We start from the raw sequence: 16682 nt of genomic DNA, 5'->3' as shown, positions 1-16682 counted from the left end.
AAATAAATCGGAACTCAAGCTGAAAGATAACGGATGGCGGACGATCTGTTCGATGTGCTGATCGCGGGCGGCGGCCCTTGCGGCCTGATGCTGGCCAACGAGCTGGGCCGCCGCGGCGTGCGTTGCCTGCTGGTCGACAGCAAGCCCGGCACGGCCTTCAACCCGCAGGCCAACGCCACGCAGGCGCGCACCATGGAGCACTTCCGCCGCCTGGGCTTTGCCGACGAGGTGCGTGCCCAGGGCCTGCCGGCCGATCACCCGACCGACATCGCCTACTTTACGCGCTACGCGCGCCACGAGCTCGCGCGCATCCGCCTGCCCACCGCGGCGCAGGCGCGCGAGCAGGTGAAGACGCTCACGGGCTCGTGGAGCGCGGCCGAGCTGCCGCACCGCGTGTCGCAGAAGTTCGTCGAGCAGACGCTGCTGCGCCACGCCCGGGCCTGGCCCGTCAACACGCTGCGCTACGGCTGCGCGCTCGACAGCTTCCACGACGACGGCGAGCACGTGCACGCCACGCTGCGCCCGGCCGATGGCGGTGCGCCCGAAACGGTGCGCGCGCGTTTTCTCGTGGGCGCGGATGGCGCGCGCAGCGGCGTGCGGCGCCAGCTCGGCATCGAGTGGGGTGGCGTCACCGGCATCCAGCGCGACTTCATGGGCGGGCGCATGCTCGCGGTCTACCTGCGCTCGCCGCAGCTCGCGCAGGTGCTGCCGCGCGAGCGCGCATGGATGTACGTCTCGGTGAACCACGAGCGCCGCGCCTTCATGGCCTGCGTCGACGGCGTGGCCGAGTACGCCTTCCACGCCGCGCTGCGGCCCGACGAAGACGCCGATGCCTGGAGCGAGGCCGACGCGCAGCGCGTGTTCGCCGAGGTGGTGGGCGAGGCCGTGCCCATCGAGGTGCTGTCCATGGGCACCTGGCTCGCGGGACACGCGCTGGTGGCGCAGCGCCTCCGGCGCGGGCGGGTGTTCATCGCGGGCGATGCCGCGCACCTGTTCACGCCCACGGGCGGCCTGGGCTACAACACCGCGGTCGAAGACGCGGTGAACCTGGCCTGGAAGCTCGCGGGTGTGCTGCGCGGCCAGGCGCCCGATGCGCTGCTCGACAGCTACGAGGCCGAGCGCCGGCCGCTGGCCGAGCGCAACACCGCCTACGCGCGCCGCTTCGCCGATTCGGTGGGCCTGTTCACCGCGCGGCCCGAACTCGAGGAAGACTCGCCGCGCGGCGAGGCCGAGCGCGCCGCCGCGGGGCGCCACCTCGACCAGCACGCGCGGCTCGAATTCAACATTCCGGGCGTGACCTTCGGCGGCCGCTACGACGCCTCGCCCGTGATCGTGCGCGACGGCGCGCCCTTGCCGCCCGACGAGCCCAACGTTTACGTGCCCACCGCGAGCCCGGGCGGTCGCCCGCCACACGCCTGGCTCGACGACGGCCGTTCGCTGTTCGATCTGTTCCACACCGAATGGACCCTGCTCGCACTCGGGCCCGACGCGCCCGACACCGGGGCCTTCGAGGCCGTGGCCCGCGAATGGGGCCTGGACCTGCGCGTGCTGCGCCTGCCGCAGCCGTCGCTGCGCGCGCTCTATGAGGCGCCGCTCGCGCTGATCCGCCCCGACCAGATCGTGGCCTGGCGCGGCGACAGCGCCGCCGCGGCGCGGGCGGTGCTCGCGCAGGTCACGGCCCGCGCGCCGGCGCCCTAGCGCGGCGGCGGCGCCGGCCCGTCGCTCGCGTCCAGCGCCTGCGCCAGGAAGTCGATCAGCAGCCGCACCTTGGGCGCCACGTGGCGGCGCGTCGGGTACACCGCGTACACGCCGAGTTCGACCGCGTGCCAGCCCGGCATGAGCGCCACCAGCGCGCCGCTGCGCAGGTGCGGGTCCACCAGGAACGAGGGCTGCAGGATCAGGCCCTGGCCCTGCAGCGCGGCCTGCACGCAGGTGTCGCCGTTGTTGCTGCGCAGCCGGCCCTGCACCTTCACGGCCGTGGGCCCGTCCGGGCCTTCGAAGTGCCAGAGGTCGCCGCTGGAGAACAAGGTGTAGGCGATGCAGTCGTGCCGCGCGATATCGGCTGGGTGTTGCGGCGCACCGCGCGCAGCCACATAGCCGGGCGAAGCGCACAGCAGCAGCCGGGTGCCTGCGAGCCGGCGGCTGATCAGCGTGGAGGCGGGCAGTTGCGCGATGCGCACCGCGAGGTCGAAGCCTTCGTCCACCAGATCCACCACGCGGTCCGACAGGGTCACCTCGAGCGTCAGCGCCGGGTGGCGCGCCATGAAGCGCGGCCACAGCGGCGCCAGGCGCTGCTGGCCGTAGCTGAACGGCACGTTCACGCGCAGCGTGCCCCGTGCCTCGCCCGCACCCGCGGTGATCTCGGCCTCGGCCTCGTCCACCTCGGCCAGCACGGCCTTGCAACGCGCGTGGAAGGTCTCGCCCTCGGCCGTGAGCGAGAGCCGGCGCGTGGTGCGGTGGAGCAGGCGCACGCCCAGGCGGCGCTCGAGTTCGGCCACGTGGCGCGACACCGCGGCCTTGGACATCCCCAGCGCGTCCGACGCGGCCACGAAGCTGCCCGCGTCGACCACGGCCGCGAACACGTGCATCTCCTGGAAGCGGTCCATGGGCGCTCCTTTGTACCGAAAATCGGAACAGTATGTCACCTAAACCTCGGTTTATCTGCTGAGGCGCAATACCTACAGTGGAGGCTTCGGTGCGAGCCCCGGCCGCACCCGCTTCACAGGAGCCCCGCATGAACCGCCTGCCCACCGTCTTCATCTCCCACGGCGCGCCCACCTTTGCGCTCGAACCGGGCCGCGCCGGCCCTGCGCTCGCGGCCCTGGGCCGCGCGCTGCCACGCCCGCGCGCCGTGCTGGTCGTCTCGCCACACTGGATGAGCACCGTGCCCCTGGTGGGCACCGCCAGCCGGCCCGAGACCGTGCACGACTTCGGCGGTTTTCCGGCCGCGCTCTACCGCCTGCAATACCCGGTGAGCGGCGCGCCCGCCGAGGCCCAGCGGGCGTTCGATCTGCTTGTCGCGGCCGGCTGGTCGCCCCGCAGCGACGCGCAGCGCGGCCTCGACCACGGCGCCTGGGTGCCGTTGATGCACCTCTACCCCGAGGCCGATGTGCCGGTGTTCCAGGTCTCGCTGCCCGCGCGGCTGGACAGCGCCAGCGCCTGGGCCCTGGGCCAGGCGCTCGCGCCGCTGGCCGACGAAGGCGTGCTCATCGTGGGCAGCGGCAGCCTCACGCACAACCTCTACGAATTCCGCGCCGGCGATCCGCGCGAGGCCGCCTATGCGCGCGAGTTCAGCGACTGGGTGCGCGAAGCCGTGCTGCAGCGCGACGACGAGCGCCTGCTGCACACGCTCTCGCGCGCGCCGCATGCGCAGCGCGCCCACCCCACCACCGAGCACTTCCTGCCTTTGCTCGTGGCCGCGGGCGCGGCCGCGCCGCAGCGCGCGGTGAGCGTGATCGAAGGCGGCATCGAACACGGTGTGCTCGCCATGGACGGCTACGTGTTCGGCGCCGTGGAGAGCGCCTGAGGGCGCGCCTGCCATGGGCACGCCACTGCGTCTCGAACCCCGGGCCACCCGCGTGGGCGACGCGCCCGCGCTGACGCCGGGCTACGCGGTGCTCGCGGCGCACAACTTTCCGGGCGGGCGCGTCACGGCGCTCGGGATCGAGCGCGCGATCGAGCACGTCGAAGAGGCGATCATGGCCGCGGGCCCCCTGCCCGGGGCCGGTGGCCCGCTGGCGCTGCAGGACATGGCCGTGGCCAGCCTGTTCGAGGCCATCGCGCCCGGCCAGGCCACGCTCGACCTCGATGCCGTGGAGCGCGCGTTCTCGGCGCTCGCCGACCACGCCCAGGGCAGCGTGGTGGCCGGCCGCCAGGTGCCGACCGACATCGCCTCGGCCGCGCGCCTGGTGTGGCTGCGCGAGCTGCTGCACCACGGGCGCTACAGCGGCCTCAGCCTGGGCTGAGCAGCGGCCGCAGCGCCGCGGGCGGGGCGCGTTCGTCGAGCCGGCTGAGTTGCGCCACCTGGGCCAGAAAACCCTCGCGGTCCGCGCGCACCGGCCCGAGGTAGCGCAGCACCCCGGCGGGCCGCAAGACCGCCACGCTCGGGAAGGCGGTGATGCCGAGTTCGTCGGCGTCGAGCCCCGCGTCCTCGATGTCCACCCAGCGCAGCCGCGGGCCGGCCAGCGTGTCGGCCACGGCGGTGAAGGCGCGGCACTGCGTGCACCAGTCGGCGCACAGCACGAGCACGTGCACATCGGCGGGAAGGGTGGGGGTGTTCATGCCTGGCAGAGAGTGGCGCCGGGGCGGGCGGGTTCCACCGGGCCGTGGCTGCCCCGGGTTTAAGCTGGTCCCTGCTTTGAACCGGAATGGGTCGAAGTTTGATCTGTTCGGGTCGAAATCGACCTTCTAGCATCCCCCGCAATGCCCGGCCGCAGAGCCCGGCAGAGGAGACAAGCGTGACCCTGAAAGGCCTCAAAACCGGCGAGAAGACGCTGCTGGACCACGTGTTCTGGGCCAGCGGCATTTCGCGCGACGCGCTCGCCGCGGCCTCGTCGTTTTCCAAGACCCGCGCGAATGCCGCCGTGGCCGAGCTGCTCGAACAGGGCCTGCTCGAGCAGACCGGCGAGCAGATGAGCACCGGTGGCCGCCGCGCCGAAACCCTGCGCCTGAGCCGCAGCCTGGGCGTGCTGATCGGCGTTGCCGTCGGCGCCACCGGGCTGGAGGTCGGCGTCCTGAGCCCCGACCTGGCGCTGCTGGCCCACCACAGCGAGCCCGCCGACGTGCGCGATGGCCCCGTGCCCATGCTCGCGCGCATCCGCACCCTCATGCGCGAGCTGCTGGCCCGCTGCGGCGTGCCGCCGCGCCAGGTGATCGCCATCGGCATCGGTCTGCCGGGCCCGGTCGATTTCGACAGCGGCCAGCTCGTGAACCCGCCGCTCATGCCCGCCTGGGACGCCTATTCCATCCGCGACGACATCGCCACCGACTTCAGCGCGCCGGTTTTCGTGGACAACGACGTCAACGTGATGGCGCTGGGCGAGCTGTGGCGCATGCAGCGCGGTCTGCAGAACTTCCTCGTGGTCAAGGTGGGCACGGGCATCGGTTGCGGCGTGGTCTGCCATGGGCAGGTCTACCGCGGCGCGAACGGCTCGGCCGGCGATGTGGGCCACATCTGCGTGGTGCCCGAGGGCCCGCGCTGCCACTGCGGCAACCTGGGCTGCGTCGAGGCCATGGCCGCGGGCCCGGCCATCGCGCGCATGGCCACCGAAGCCGCCGAGGCCGGGCAGAGCCCCCGCCTGGCGCGGCTCATCGCCGAGCGCGGCGCGCTGCGCCTGCAGGACGTGGCCGAGGCCTGCCGCGCGGGTGACATGGCGGCCACCCAGGCGGTGCAGCGCGCGGGCGCGCACGTGGGGCAGATGCTCGCCTCGGTGGTGAACTTCTTCAACCCCTCGCACGTGTTCATCGGCGGTGGCATCACGCGCGTGGGGCCGCTGTTTCTCGCGGCGGTGCGCCAGAGCGTGTACCAGCGCTCGCTCGCGCTTTCCACCCGCCACCTCGAGATCCAGTACACGCCGCTGGGCGAACGCGCCGGCCTGATCGGCGCGGCGGTGCTCGCCATGCAGGAAAGCCTGCGCCGCCTGGAGGTCGCGTGAGCGCCGGCGCGCCGGCGACCGGGCGCGTGCAGGTGTCGCTGCGCGGCATCGTCAAGCGCTTCGGACCGGTGCAGGTGCTGCACGGGGTCGATCTGGCGTTCGAGCCCGGCCACGTCTACGGCCTGCTGGGCGAGAACGGCGCGGGCAAGTCCACGCTCATGAAGATCCTTGCGGGCTACGAGGCGCCGAGCGAGGGCAGCCTGGCGGTGAATGGGCGCACCGTGGCCTTCGACGGGCCGCGCGCTGCCGAGGCTCAGGGCATCGTGCTGATCCACCAGGAGTTCAACCTCGCCGAAGACCTCACGGTGGCGCAGAACATCTTTCTGGGTCACGAGCCGCGCCGCGGCCTCTGGCTCGACGACGCCGCCATGCGCGCCACCGCGCGCCGCGTGCTCGACGAGGTCGGCCTGCCCCAGGTGGACCCCGACACGCGGGTGCGCGAACTCATCGTGGCCGAGCGCCAGCTGGTGGAGATCGCGAAGGCGCTGTCGCGCCAGGCGCGCGTGCTCGTGATGGACGAACCCACGGCCACGCTCACGCCCGCCGAGACCGGCCGGCTGTTCGCGCTGGTGGCGCGGCTCAAGGCCGAGGGCGTGTGCATCGTCTTCATCTCGCACAAGCTCGACGAGGTCGAGCGCGCCACAGAGACCGTGGTGGTGATGCGCGACGGCCGCGTGGTGGCGCAGCAGCCCACGGCCTCGCTCACGCGCGCGCAGATGGCGAACCTGATGGTAGGCCGCGAGCTCGCCGACCTGTACCCGCCACGCCCCCCCGTGCCCGAGGGCGCGCCGGTGCTGCTGTCGGTGCGCGGCCTGAGCGTGCCCGGCTGGGCCGAGGGCGTGGACTTCGAGGTGCGCGCGGGCGAGGTGTTCGGTTTCGCGGGCCTGGTGGGCGCGGGCCGCACCGAGCTGTTCGAAGGCCTGCTGGGCCTGCGCCCGCGCCGCGCCGACGCGGTGCAGATCGCCGGCCGCGCGCTGCTGCCCCGCTCGCCGCGCGAAGCGGCCGAGGCCGGCCTCACCTACCTCAGCGAAGACCGCAAGGGCCGCGGCCTGCATGTGCGCCTGGGCCTGCGCGAGAACCTCACGCTCATGGCCTTGCACCGCCACGCGCGGCCCTGGCTGCGGCCCGCCAGCGAGCACGGCGCGCTGCAGCAGGCGGTGCGCGATTTCGGCATCCGCTGCGGTTCGCTCGAGGTGCCCGCGGGCTCGCTGTCGGGCGGCAACCAGCAAAAGCTCGCGCTCGCGCGCGTGCTGCACCCCGAACCGCGCGTGGTGGTGCTCGACGAGCCCACGCGCGGCGTGGACATCGGCGCCAAGCGCGAGATCTACGCGCTGATCCGCCGCCTGGCCGACGAAGGCCGCGCGGTGGTGGTGGTGTCGTCCGAACTCATGGAACTCATCGGCCTGTGCCACCGCGTCGCGGTGATGCGCGCGGGCCGGCTGCAGGCCACGCTGTCGGCCGCGCAACTCAACGAACAGGAGCTGATCGCCCATGCCACCGGAACGCACTGACGCGCCCGCCCCGGCCGCCACCCGCCGCTGGCGCCTGCCCCCGCTGGGGCCGTTGCTGGGCCTGCTGTTGCTGTGCATCGCGGGCACGCTGCTCAACCGCGAATTCGCCACCACCGACAACGCGCTCAACGTGCTCACGCGCACCGCCTTCATCGGCATCATCGCCGTGGGCATGTGCTTCGTGATCATCTCGGGCGGCATCGACCTCTCGGTGGGTTCCATGGCCGCGCTGATCGCGGGCGTGACCATCCTGCTGATGAACAAGCTCGCGCCGCTGGGCTGGCCGCCCGCGGCGGTGGTGGTGGCGGGCATGGCCACCGCGGTGCTGCTGGGCGCGCTGTTCGGCCTGGCGCACGGGCTGCTCATCACGCGCGGACGCATCGAGCCCTTCATCGTCACGCTCGGCACGCTGGGCATCTTCCGCGCCTACCTCACCTACTTCGCCGACGGCGGCGCGCTCGCGCTCGACAACACCCTGGCCGACGCCTACGGCCCGGTCTACTACGGCAGCCTGCTCGGCGTGCCGATCCCGGTGTGGGTGTTCGCGCTCGTGGCCATCGCCGGGGCACTGCTGCTCAAGCGCACGGCCTACGGGCGCTACGTGCAGGCCATCGGCTCGAACGAGCAGGTGGCGCGCTACGCCGCGGTCGACGTCGACCGCACCAAGGTGCTCACCTACACCCTGCTCGGCGTGTGCGTGGGCATCGCCACGCTGCTTTACGTGCCGCGCCTGGGCTCGGCCTCGCCCACCACCGGCCTGCTCTGGGAGCTCGAGGCCATCGCCGCGGTGATCGTGGGCGGCACCGCGCTGCGCGGCGGCGCCGGCAGCATCGGCGGCACCGTGGTCGGCGCCATCCTGCTCTCGGTCATCAGCAACATCCTCAACCTCACCAGCATCATCAGCGTGTACCTCAACGCGGCGGTGCAGGGGTTCGTGATCATCGCCGTCGCATTCATGCAGCGGCGGCGTCCCTAGGCTCGACGCAGGAGCCTCGTTTTCCGTCCGCACCACCACCCCTCAAGGAGACAAGCATGAAGCACCGCATCCGACTGCACGCGCTGGCCGCCGTGGCCGCCATCGGCCTGGCCAGCCCCCTGCTGGCACAGGCCCAGAACAAGGTGAACCTGGGCGTGGCCATCCCGGCCGCCACCCACAGCTTCGCCGCCGGCCTGGTGTACTGGGCCAACGAGGCCAAGAAAGAGCTCGAGAAGGACCCGAACATCAAGGTCACCATCAAGACCGCCAGCGGCGCGCCCGAGCAGGCCAACCAGCTGCAGGACCTGGTCACCGCGACCAAGATCGATTCGCTGGTGATCCTGCCCTTCGAGTCGGCCGCGCTCACGCGCCCGGTGCAACAGGTCAAGGCCAAGGGCGTGTACGTCACCGTGGTCGACCGCGGCCTCACCGACACCAGCGCGCAGGACGCCTATGTGTCGGGCGACAACACCGCCTTCGGCAAGGTGCCGGCCGAGTACCTGGCCAAGGCCCTCAACGGCAAGGGCAACATCGTGGCGCTGCGCGGCATCCCCACCACCATCGACAACGAGCGCATGGACGCGTTCATGTCGGTGATGAAGAACCACCCGGGCATCAAGGTGCTCGACGCCAAGCACGGCAACTGGAACCGCGACGACGCCTTCAAGGTGATGCAGGACTTCCTCACGCGCTTCAAGGAGATCGACGCCGTGTGGGCGGCCGACGACGACATGGCCTTCGGCGTGCTGCGCGCGATCGAGCAGGCCAAGCGCAAGGACATCAAGATCGTCTTCGGCGGCGCCGGCGCCAAGGCCATGGTGAAGACGCTCATGGACGGCAGCAACCCGCTGATCCAGGCCAACGTGTCGTATTCGCCCAAGTTCCTCTACGAGGCGATCAAGATGACCGCGCTGGCGCGCCAGAAGGGCCAGAAGCTGCCGGCCTCGACCATCGTGCCCTCGGTGCTCATCACCAAAGAGAACGCCAAGGACTTCTACTTCCCCGATTCGCCGTTCTGAACGCAAGCGCCAGGAGGACCCGCATGAAAACGATCCAGGGACCCGGGATCTTCCTGGCCCAGTTCATCGGCGACGCCGCGCCCTTCGACACGCTCGACGGGCTGGCGCGCTGGGCCGCTTCGCTGGGCTACAAGGGGCTGCAGATGCCCACCAGCGATGCGCGCATCTTCGACCTCGAACGCGCCGCCACCAGCGACGCGTACTGCGACGAAGTGAAGGGCCTGCTCGCCGACCACGGCCTGCAGCTCACCGAGCTGTCCACCCACCTGCAGGGCCAGCTGCTGTGCGTGCACCCCGCGTACGACCTGCAGTTCGACGCCTTCGCCGCGCCCCACGTGCGCGGCAACCCGGCCGCGCGCACCGCCTGGGCGCACGCACAGCTGCTGCTCGCGGCCCGGGCCTCGCAGCGGCTGGGCCTGAAAGCGCACGCCTCGTTCTCGGGCGCGCTGGCCTGGCCCTACCTCTACCCCTGGCCGCAGCGCCCGCCCGGCCTGGTCGACGCGGCCTTCGCCGAGCTCGCGCGGCGCTGGCGCCCGGTGCTCGACGCCTTCGACGACGCGGGCGTGGACGTGTGCTACGAGCTGCACCCCGGCGAAGACCTGCACGACGGCCTCACGTTCGAGCGCTTCCTCGATGCGGTCGGCCAGCACCCGCGCGCCAACATCCTCTACGACCCCAGCCACTTCGTGCTGCAGCAGCTCGATTACCTGGCCTTCATCGACCACTACCACGAGCGCATCCGCGCCTTCCACGTGAAAGACGCCGAGTTCCGCCCCAACGGCAAGCAGGGTGTCTACGGCGGCTACGCGAACTGGGTCGACCGCGCGGGCCGCTTCCGTTCGCTCGGCGACGGCCAGGTCGATTTCAAGGCCATCTTCTCCAGGCTCACGCAGCACGGCTACGCGGGCTGGGCCGTGCTCGAATGGGAGTGCTGCCTCAAGCACCCGGAGGACGGCGCGCGCGAAGGCGCTGCCTTCATCCGCGAGCACATCATCCGCGTGGCCGACCGCGCCTTCGACGACTTCGCCGCGAGCGCGGGCGATGCGGCCACGCTGGCCGCGCTGCTGGGTCTGTCGCGATGAGCGAGGACCGCAGCACCCGGCGCATCCGCCTGGGCATGGTGGGCGGGGGCGAGGGCAGCTTCATCGGCGCCGCGCACCGCGCCGCGGCCCGGCTCGACGACCAGTTCGAGCTCGTGGCGGGCGCGCTGTCGTCCACGCCCGGGCGCGCGCACGCGAGCGCGGCCGGGCTGCACATTGCGCACGATCGCAGCTACGCCGACTACGCCGAGATGGCACGCGCCGAGGCGCGGCGTTCCGACGGCATCGACGCCGTGGCCATCGTCACGCCCAACCACCTGCACGTCCCGGTGGCGCTGGCCTTCGCCGAGCAGGGCATCCACGTCATTTGCGACAAACCGATCGCCACCTCGCTGGCCGAGGCCGAGGCGCTCGCACAGCGCGTGCGCGAACGCGGCCTGCTGTTCCTGCTCACGCACACCTACAGCGGCTACCCCATGGTGCGCCAGGCGCGCGAGCTGGTGGCGCAGGGCGCGATCGGCGAGGTTCGCATCGTGCAGGTCGAGTACGTGCAGGACTGGCTGGGCGAGCCGATCGAGCAACAGGGCCACAAGCAGGCCGCCTGGCGCAACGACCCGCGGCAGGCCGGCCCCGCCGGCGCGCTGGGCGACATCGGCACCCACGCCTACCACCTGGCGGGCTACGTGACGGGCCTGAAGCTGCACGAGCTTGCGGCCGAGCTCAGCACCTTCGTGCCCGGCCGCGCGCTCGACGACCACGTGCAGGTGATGCTGCGCTACGAAGGCGGCGCGCGCGGCCTGCTGTGGGCCAGCCAGGTCGCCAGCGGCAGCCGCAACGGCCTGCGCCTGCGCGTCTACGGCAGCACCGGCTCGCTGCAGTTCGACCAGGAGCGGCCCGAGGAACTGTGGCTCACGCGGCCCGGCCAGCCCTCGCAGTGCCTGTACCGCGGCGTGCCGTCCGCGCCCGGCGGCCTCGCGCAGGCGCACCGCATCCCGGCCGGCCACCCCGAGGGCTACCTCGAGGCCTTCGCCCAGCTCTACCGCGACTTCGCGCGCGCCTGGCGCGGCGAGGCCGGCGTGCAACTGCCCGGCCTGGACGACGGCCTGGACGGCATGGCCTTCGTCGAGGCCGTGCTGCGCAGCCACCGCGAGGGCATGCGCTGGGTGCGGCCGGCGCGCTGAGCCCGGGCGGCAATGCCAGAATCGCCGCTCCGCAATACAGGAGCGCGCCATGGCCGCTGAAGCCAGTTCCGAGCTGATTCCGGTCGTCACGCTGCTCGGGGCGGCCGTGGTCGCCGTGCCACTGTTCAAGCGCCTGGGCCTGGGCTCGGTGCTCGGCTACCTCGCGGCGGGCCTGGCCATCGGGCCCTTCGGGCTCGGCCTGTTCAGCAACCCGCAGACCATCCTGCACACCGCCGAACTCGGCGTGGTGATGTTCCTGTTCGTCATCGGCCTGGAGATGCAGCCCTCGCACCTGTGGGCCTTGCGGCGCGCGATCTTCGGGCTGGGCAGCCTGCAGGTGGCCGTGTGCGGTGCGGCGCTCACGCTGGTGGGCATGGCCTTCGGCTTTTCGTGGCCGGTGGCGTTCATCGGCGCCATGGGCTTCGTGCTCACGTCCACCGCGATCGTGATGCAGCTGCTCGGCGAGCGCGGCGAGATCGCCACCGTGCGCGGGCAGAAGATCGTGTCGGTGCTGCTGTTCGAAGACCTGCTGATTGTGCCGCTGCTCGCGATCGTGGCGCTGATGTCGCCCGAGGCCGCCGCCGCCGGGGCCGAAGGCGCGTCGCGCTGGGTGGCCATCGGCATCGGTGCGGGCGCGCTGGCCCTGCTCGTGGCCGTGGGCCTGTGGCTGCTCAACCCGCTGTTCGAGGTGCTGGCCAAGGCGCACGCGCGCGAGGTCATGACCGCGGCCGCGCTGCTGGTGGTGCTGGGCGCGGCGCTGCTCATGCAGGTGGGCGGCCTGTCCATGGCCATGGGCGCCTTCCTCGCGGGCGTGCTGCTGTCCGAATCGACCTTCCGCCACCAGCTCGAGGCCGACATCGAGCCCTTCCGCGGCCTGCTGCTGGGCCTGTTCTTCCTGGGCGTGGGCATGTCGCTCGACCTCGGCGCCGTGGCGCGCCACTGGCCGCTGATCGTGGCCGGCGTGCTCGCGCTCATGCTGGTGAAGGCGCTGGGCATTTACGCGGTGGCGCGGCTCACCCGCAGCACGCACGCCGACGCGCTGGACCGCGCGGTGCTGATGGCGCAGGGCGGCGAGTTCGCCTTCGTGCTGTTCGCCGCCGCGCTTGCGGGCCGCGTGATCGACCCGGTGACCAACGCCAACCTCACCGCCATCGTGGTGCTGTCCATGGCGCTCACGCCACTGGCGGTGCTGGCGCACCAGCGCTTCGCGCCGCGCGCGGCGTTGTCCACCGACGGTGCGCCCATGGCCGAGCACGAAGAAGGCCAGGTGCTGATCATCGGCTTCGGCCGCGTGGGCCAGATCGCGAGCCAGAACCTGCTGCTGCTGGGGGCGACCATCACCATCATCGACGCCGATCCCCAGTTCGCGCGCGAAGCCGAGCGCTTCGGCTTCAAGGTGTACTACGGTGACGGCACGCGGCCCGACATCCTGCGCGCCGCGGGGGCCGAGCGCGCCCAGGTGGTGCTGGTGTGCGTGGACGACGCCAGCGCCGCCACGCAAATCGTGGAGGCGTGCCGCCACACCTTCCCGCACGTGCGCGTGATCGCGCGCGCCTTCGACCGCGAGCACGCGGCCGCCCTCGTGAAGGCGGGTGTGCACCTGCAGGTGCGCGAGACCTTCGAGTCGGCCATGCTCATGGGCCGCGAGGCCATGCTGGCCCTGGGCACCTCGCCCGCCGAGGCCGACGCCGTGGTGGCGCGCATCCGCCAGCGCGACGCCGAGCGCTTCGAGATGGAGTTGAACGGCGGCGGCCTGGTGGCCGGGCGGCCCATGATCCTGGGCAACCTGCGCCCGCCGCAGGGCGAGCCCGAACAGGCCTGCCCGGGCTTTGCCGAACCGGTGGCCGCGACCGACGCCGGGCCGGCGCGCTGAGCGCGGGCGCGTCCCCGGCGCGCCTCAGCGCGCCCAGTGCGCCTGCAGGTCGCCCAGCACCTCGTCGATGCCCTTGAGCGAGCCCGCGAGCTCGCGGCACAGGGCCAGCCACTCGTTGCGTTGCGCGGCGGTGTCGGGGTCGGCGTCGTTGGCGATGAGCTGCACCGCGGCCTCGAGATCGCCGCCGGTGCGCTGGCGCAGGCCCAGCGCGTGGATGAACAGGCCGCGTGCCGTCTCGCGCGTGTCGCCCATGGCGGCGCGCGTGTGCTCGCTGCTCGTCATCGCGTCGGCCATCAGCAGGTTGCGGATGGTCTCCAGCGTGCCCGTGAGGTGGCGCATGCGCTCACAGGCGGCGACGAGCTTGTCGAAGGCGTTGTCCATGATGAAAGAATGACCATAGCGCAGAAGCCTTGCCCCTGGCTGTGACGCGGTTCACGCGCCGGGCGGCTCTTCAGTCTTCGCGCGCCTCGTCCTCGCGCGGCACGAACACCACGGTGCGCCCGTCGGCCAGCAACTGGCTGATGCGCTGCGGCGCGCCGTGTTCGTCGAGTTCGAGCAGGCCCACGCCGCAGCCGTTGAGCAGTCGCCGCCCGGGGGGCGTGCCTTCGGGCTTGCGCGGCGTGACGGTCATGTGGCGGCGGCGTGTGAAGCGGTTGAGCGGCGAGCGCGGGGAGAACAGCCAGCGGTTGAGGTGGTCGAGCCGCGCGAGCAGGCCGTCGGGGAAGGTGTTGCGCAGGCCGCTGCTGCAGACCTGCCAGATGTGCGGCCCGGGCGTCTGCAGCAGTCGCCGCCCGCGCGGGCGCAGCTCCACGTCGTACACGAAGGAGTAGTGCACGTCGCCCGAGAGCACCACGAAGGTCTGCGGCGTGCGCGGGTGGCGGAAGATGTTGAGCATGGCGCTGGCCGCGCCGGGGTGCGACATCCAGTTCTCGGCATCGACCATCAGCGGGCGGCCGAAGAAGCTGAACACGCGCTGGATGGTCTCGATGAGCTTGACGCCGAAGATCGGCGCCGAGGCCACGAGCAGCACCGCGGGGTGGTCGCGCAGCGCCTGCTGCAGGTCGGTGAGCGCCTCCCAGTCCATCAGGCCCGAGGGCCGGCGCGGCGAGACCTCGGAGCGCCAGCGGTGGGTGCGGCTGTCGAGCACCATCAGCGGCGGCGTGGTGGGCCACACGTAGTGCCAGTCGCGCCAGCGCAGCAGCCGCTCGATCAGCGCGTCGTGCGCCGCGCCGCCGGGTTCGTCGAGCGCGGCCTGCACCTGTTCGAGCAACCCCTCGCGCGCAAAGGCCTCGGGCCGGTTGCCCCAGGCCTGCTGCAGCAGGTAGGCGATGAGCGCGTTGCCGATCACGCGGCGCGAGAACGCATGCCCGTAGGCCACGTCTTCCCACTCGCGGCTGAGGTTCCAGTCGTCGGTGATGTCGTGGTCGTCGAACACCATGGCCACGGGCAGGTGCGCGAGCAGGCGGCGCACCGCGGGCAGGCCCTCGCGGAACGCGGCGATGGCCTCGCTCTCGCGCGCATAGCGCTCGGCGCAGGCGGGGTCGAGCCCGGGCGGTGGCGACAGGTCCATCCCCTGCCAGGGCAGCGGCGACCACACCAGCAGGTACATGGCGATCACCTCGCCCAGCGTGATCAGGTGGTTGTGCGCGTTGTCGGTGGTGAAGACGGGCTTCTTCACGCCCTCGAACACCAGATCGATCAGGCGTTCGCTGCGCGGCGTGCGCGGCAGCAGTTGTTCGCGGTGGTAGTAGGTGGCGGGGTGCGCGAGCAGGTCGGCGGTGTCGCGCACGCCGCTGCCGTTGGCGCCCGCGATGCGCTCCCCGCGCAGGCCCAGGCGCTGCATCAGGCCGTGGATGGCACGCAGCATGGGGCCGGCCACGTCGTCGCAGTACACCTGGTCGCCGCTGAGCACCAGGGCCGATGGCCAGGGCGGCGCCTCGGGCCCGGGCGCGGTCAGCAGCTGTTCGAGGTGGGCGTCGGCGCGCGCCAGGCCGTCGCCGCCGCCCGCGTGGTGCGGCTTGCGGCACGAGCCGTGCAGCAGCGCGCGCACCCGCGGCGCGAACACGAAGCCCGGGCCGTCGTGGCCGGGGTAGCAGAGCGCGGGATCGTGGTGCGGCGTCCAGCCGCCCTCGCCATCGCCCTCGCCATCGGCGAATTCGAATCGGTAGCCGGTGCGGGCGTCACGGGCCAGGTCTTCATCGAGCGCGAGCTCGATCAGCGCGATCACCAGCCGCTCGCCCACGCGCAGCGTGTGCACCGTGGGTTCGTGGGTGGCCGTGCGGCCGTCGGGGTGCTGCAGCCGCACGCGCAGCACAACGGGCCGGGTGCAGGCCATCCACCAGGCGATGCGCCGCGCCTGCACGCGCCGCAGCACCGGTCCGGCGAGCACCAGCGGCAGGTCTTGGGCAGCGGCGGCGGGCGTGGGCAGCATGTGGGCGCGGATTGTGGCGCGCGAATGTGTCGCCTTGCTGCGCCGCGGTAAATACCCGTTTCAGACCGCCTGGCGCAGGGTCTGAACCAGCAGGCGGTGAAAGCCGTCGACCGCGGCCGAGCCGCGCGAGGCCCGGCTGCGGTAGGCCGCCACGGCCATGGGCGCCATGGGGCCCAGGCCGTGTTCGGCCCCGAGCACCTGCAGCTGCGGCGGCGCGCTGCACTGCGTGAGCACGGCCACGGCGAGCCCGCTCTCCACCGCGGCGATCTGGCCCGCCAGGCTGGAGCTGTGGTACACGACGCGGTGCCGCCGCCCCTGCAGCGACAGCGTGGTGAGCGCGTGCCGCCGCGCGAGGCTGCCGTCTTCGTACACCGCGATCGGCAGCGGGTCGCGCCGCCACACGTCGAACTGTGGCGAGCCCACCCACACCAGGGGCTCGTGGAACAGCAGCGTGCCGCGCTGCGCGTGGTCGCGCGAGACCAGCGCGAGGTCGAGCTCGCCGCGCTGCACGCGCGGGATCAGCGCGGTCGATTGTTCGCAGGCGAGGTCGATCTGCACCGCCGTGTGGCGCGCCGCGAAGCGCTTGAGCACGGGCGTGAGGTAGCGCGCGGCGTAGTCGTCGGGCACGCCCAGGCGCACACGGCCTTCGAGCGTGTCGGGCCGCATCGCGGCCTGGGCCTCGCTGTGCAGGTCGAGCAGGCGGCGCGCGTAGCCGAGCAGGGCCTGGCCGTCGGGCGTGAGTTCGAGCCGGCGCGGGCCGCGCAGCAGCAGGGGCCTGCCCACCGCGCGCTCGAGCTTTTGCAGCTGCATGCTCACCGCCGATTGCGAGCGGTTCACCTCGGGCGCGGCGGCCGAGAGCGAGCCCGCGTCGATCACGGCCACGAAGCACTTGAGCCAGTCGATCTGCAGGTCCTGCACGCGCATGGGGGCAGTGGTCATTCGAAGAGCGGATGGATGGATTGCGAATTATCCGCTTCTCGAAACCACCGGCCAGCCC

Annotated in this window: 15 protein-coding genes; 10 read left to right on the top strand and 5 right to left on the bottom strand. The window is 72.3% G+C overall.

What is annotated here, in order from left to right:
* Positions 1–33: 33 nt before the first annotated feature.
* The gene (locus G9Q37_RS13630; protein ID WP_166227872.1) at positions 34–1698 is read left to right on the top strand and encodes an FAD-dependent oxidoreductase; all 1665 of its coding nucleotides are present in this window, start codon (positions 34–36) and stop codon (positions 1696–1698) included.
* Here the strand turns inward: G9Q37_RS13630 and G9Q37_RS13625 are convergent.
* On the bottom strand, positions 1695–2606 hold the full coding sequence (locus tag G9Q37_RS13625) for a LysR family transcriptional regulator (RefSeq protein WP_166227870.1): 912 nt from the start codon (positions 2604–2606) through the stop codon (positions 1695–1697). The two genes, G9Q37_RS13630 and G9Q37_RS13625, sit on opposite strands and share 4 nt — an antisense overlap.
* Positions 2607–2734: 128 nt before the next feature.
* Here G9Q37_RS13625 and G9Q37_RS13620 point away from each other — a divergent pair, with 128 nt between their 5' ends.
* Positions 2735–3526, top strand: a complete 792-nt coding sequence (locus G9Q37_RS13620) for a dioxygenase family protein (RefSeq protein WP_166227868.1) — start codon at positions 2735–2737, stop codon at positions 3524–3526.
* Between the two features lie 13 nt (positions 3527–3539).
* Positions 3540–3965, top strand: coding sequence for a hypothetical protein (locus tag G9Q37_RS13615; RefSeq protein ID WP_166227866.1), 426 nt, complete (start codon positions 3540–3542; stop codon positions 3963–3965).
* On the opposite strand, the gene G9Q37_RS13610 is transcribed toward G9Q37_RS13615, so the two are convergent.
* Positions 3952–4281 (bottom strand): YbbN family protein, encoded by a 330-nt coding sequence (locus tag G9Q37_RS13610; RefSeq protein ID WP_166227864.1) that lies wholly within the window; start codon positions 4279–4281, stop codon positions 3952–3954. The two genes, G9Q37_RS13615 and G9Q37_RS13610, sit on opposite strands and share 14 nt — an antisense overlap.
* 176 nt (positions 4282–4457) lie before the next feature.
* Between G9Q37_RS13610 and G9Q37_RS13605 the strand changes: the two genes are divergently transcribed.
* The 7 genes from G9Q37_RS13605 to G9Q37_RS13575 are packed head-to-tail and all read left to right on the top strand — an operon-like array spanning position 4458 to position 13254.
* Complete coding sequence (locus G9Q37_RS13605; RefSeq protein ID WP_205710649.1) at positions 4458–5654, top strand: ROK family protein; 1197 nt, start codon at positions 4458–4460, stop codon at positions 5652–5654.
* On the top strand, positions 5651–7165 hold the full coding sequence (locus tag G9Q37_RS13600) for a sugar ABC transporter ATP-binding protein (protein WP_240936389.1): 1515 nt from the start codon (positions 5651–5653) through the stop codon (positions 7163–7165). Before G9Q37_RS13605 ends, G9Q37_RS13600 begins: the two co-directional genes overlap by 4 nt.
* Positions 7146–8141: an ABC transporter permease gene (locus tag G9Q37_RS13595; protein WP_166227862.1), complete on the top strand. Its 996-nt coding sequence runs from the start codon at positions 7146–7148 to the stop codon at positions 8139–8141. Before G9Q37_RS13600 ends, G9Q37_RS13595 begins: the two co-directional genes overlap by 20 nt.
* 56 nt (positions 8142–8197) lie before the next feature.
* A complete protein-coding gene (locus G9Q37_RS13590) occupies positions 8198–9160 on the top strand; it encodes a substrate-binding domain-containing protein (protein WP_166227860.1) in 963 nt (320 codons plus the stop codon).
* A gap of 23 nt (positions 9161–9183) precedes the next feature.
* The gene (locus G9Q37_RS13585; protein WP_166227858.1) at positions 9184–10242 is read left to right on the top strand and encodes a sugar phosphate isomerase/epimerase family protein; all 1059 of its coding nucleotides are present in this window, start codon (positions 9184–9186) and stop codon (positions 10240–10242) included.
* Positions 10239–11381, top strand: coding sequence for a Gfo/Idh/MocA family protein (locus tag G9Q37_RS13580; protein ID WP_166227856.1), 1143 nt, complete (start codon positions 10239–10241; stop codon positions 11379–11381). Before G9Q37_RS13585 ends, G9Q37_RS13580 begins: the two co-directional genes overlap by 4 nt.
* 49 nt (positions 11382–11430) lie before the next feature.
* Complete coding sequence (locus G9Q37_RS13575) at positions 11431–13254, top strand: monovalent cation:proton antiporter-2 (CPA2) family protein (RefSeq protein ID WP_166227854.1); 1824 nt, start codon at positions 11431–11433, stop codon at positions 13252–13254.
* 24 nt (positions 13255–13278) lie between these two features.
* On the opposite strand, the gene G9Q37_RS13570 is transcribed toward G9Q37_RS13575, so the two are convergent.
* From G9Q37_RS13570 to G9Q37_RS13560, 3 genes are all read right to left on the bottom strand, one after another.
* On the bottom strand, positions 13279–13635 hold the full coding sequence (locus G9Q37_RS13570) for a hypothetical protein (RefSeq protein WP_166227852.1): 357 nt from the start codon (positions 13633–13635) through the stop codon (positions 13279–13281).
* A 70-nt stretch (positions 13636–13705) separates the two neighbouring features.
* On the bottom strand, positions 13706–15685 hold the full coding sequence (locus G9Q37_RS13565; protein WP_166227850.1) for a metallophosphoesterase family protein: 1980 nt from the start codon (positions 15683–15685) through the stop codon (positions 13706–13708).
* A 60-nt stretch (positions 15686–15745) separates the two neighbouring features.
* The gene (locus G9Q37_RS13560; protein WP_166231303.1) at positions 15746–16609 is read right to left on the bottom strand and encodes a LysR family transcriptional regulator; all 864 of its coding nucleotides are present in this window, start codon (positions 16607–16609) and stop codon (positions 15746–15748) included.
* Positions 16610–16682 lie beyond the last annotated feature (73 nt).

This window comes from Hydrogenophaga crocea, from assembly GCF_011388215.1.
GTDB lineage: Bacteria > Pseudomonadota > Gammaproteobacteria > Burkholderiales > Burkholderiaceae_C > Hydrogenophaga > Hydrogenophaga crocea.
The sequence above is the reverse complement of the archived record's forward strand: the minus strand, read 5'-3'. Positions and strand labels throughout refer to the sequence as shown.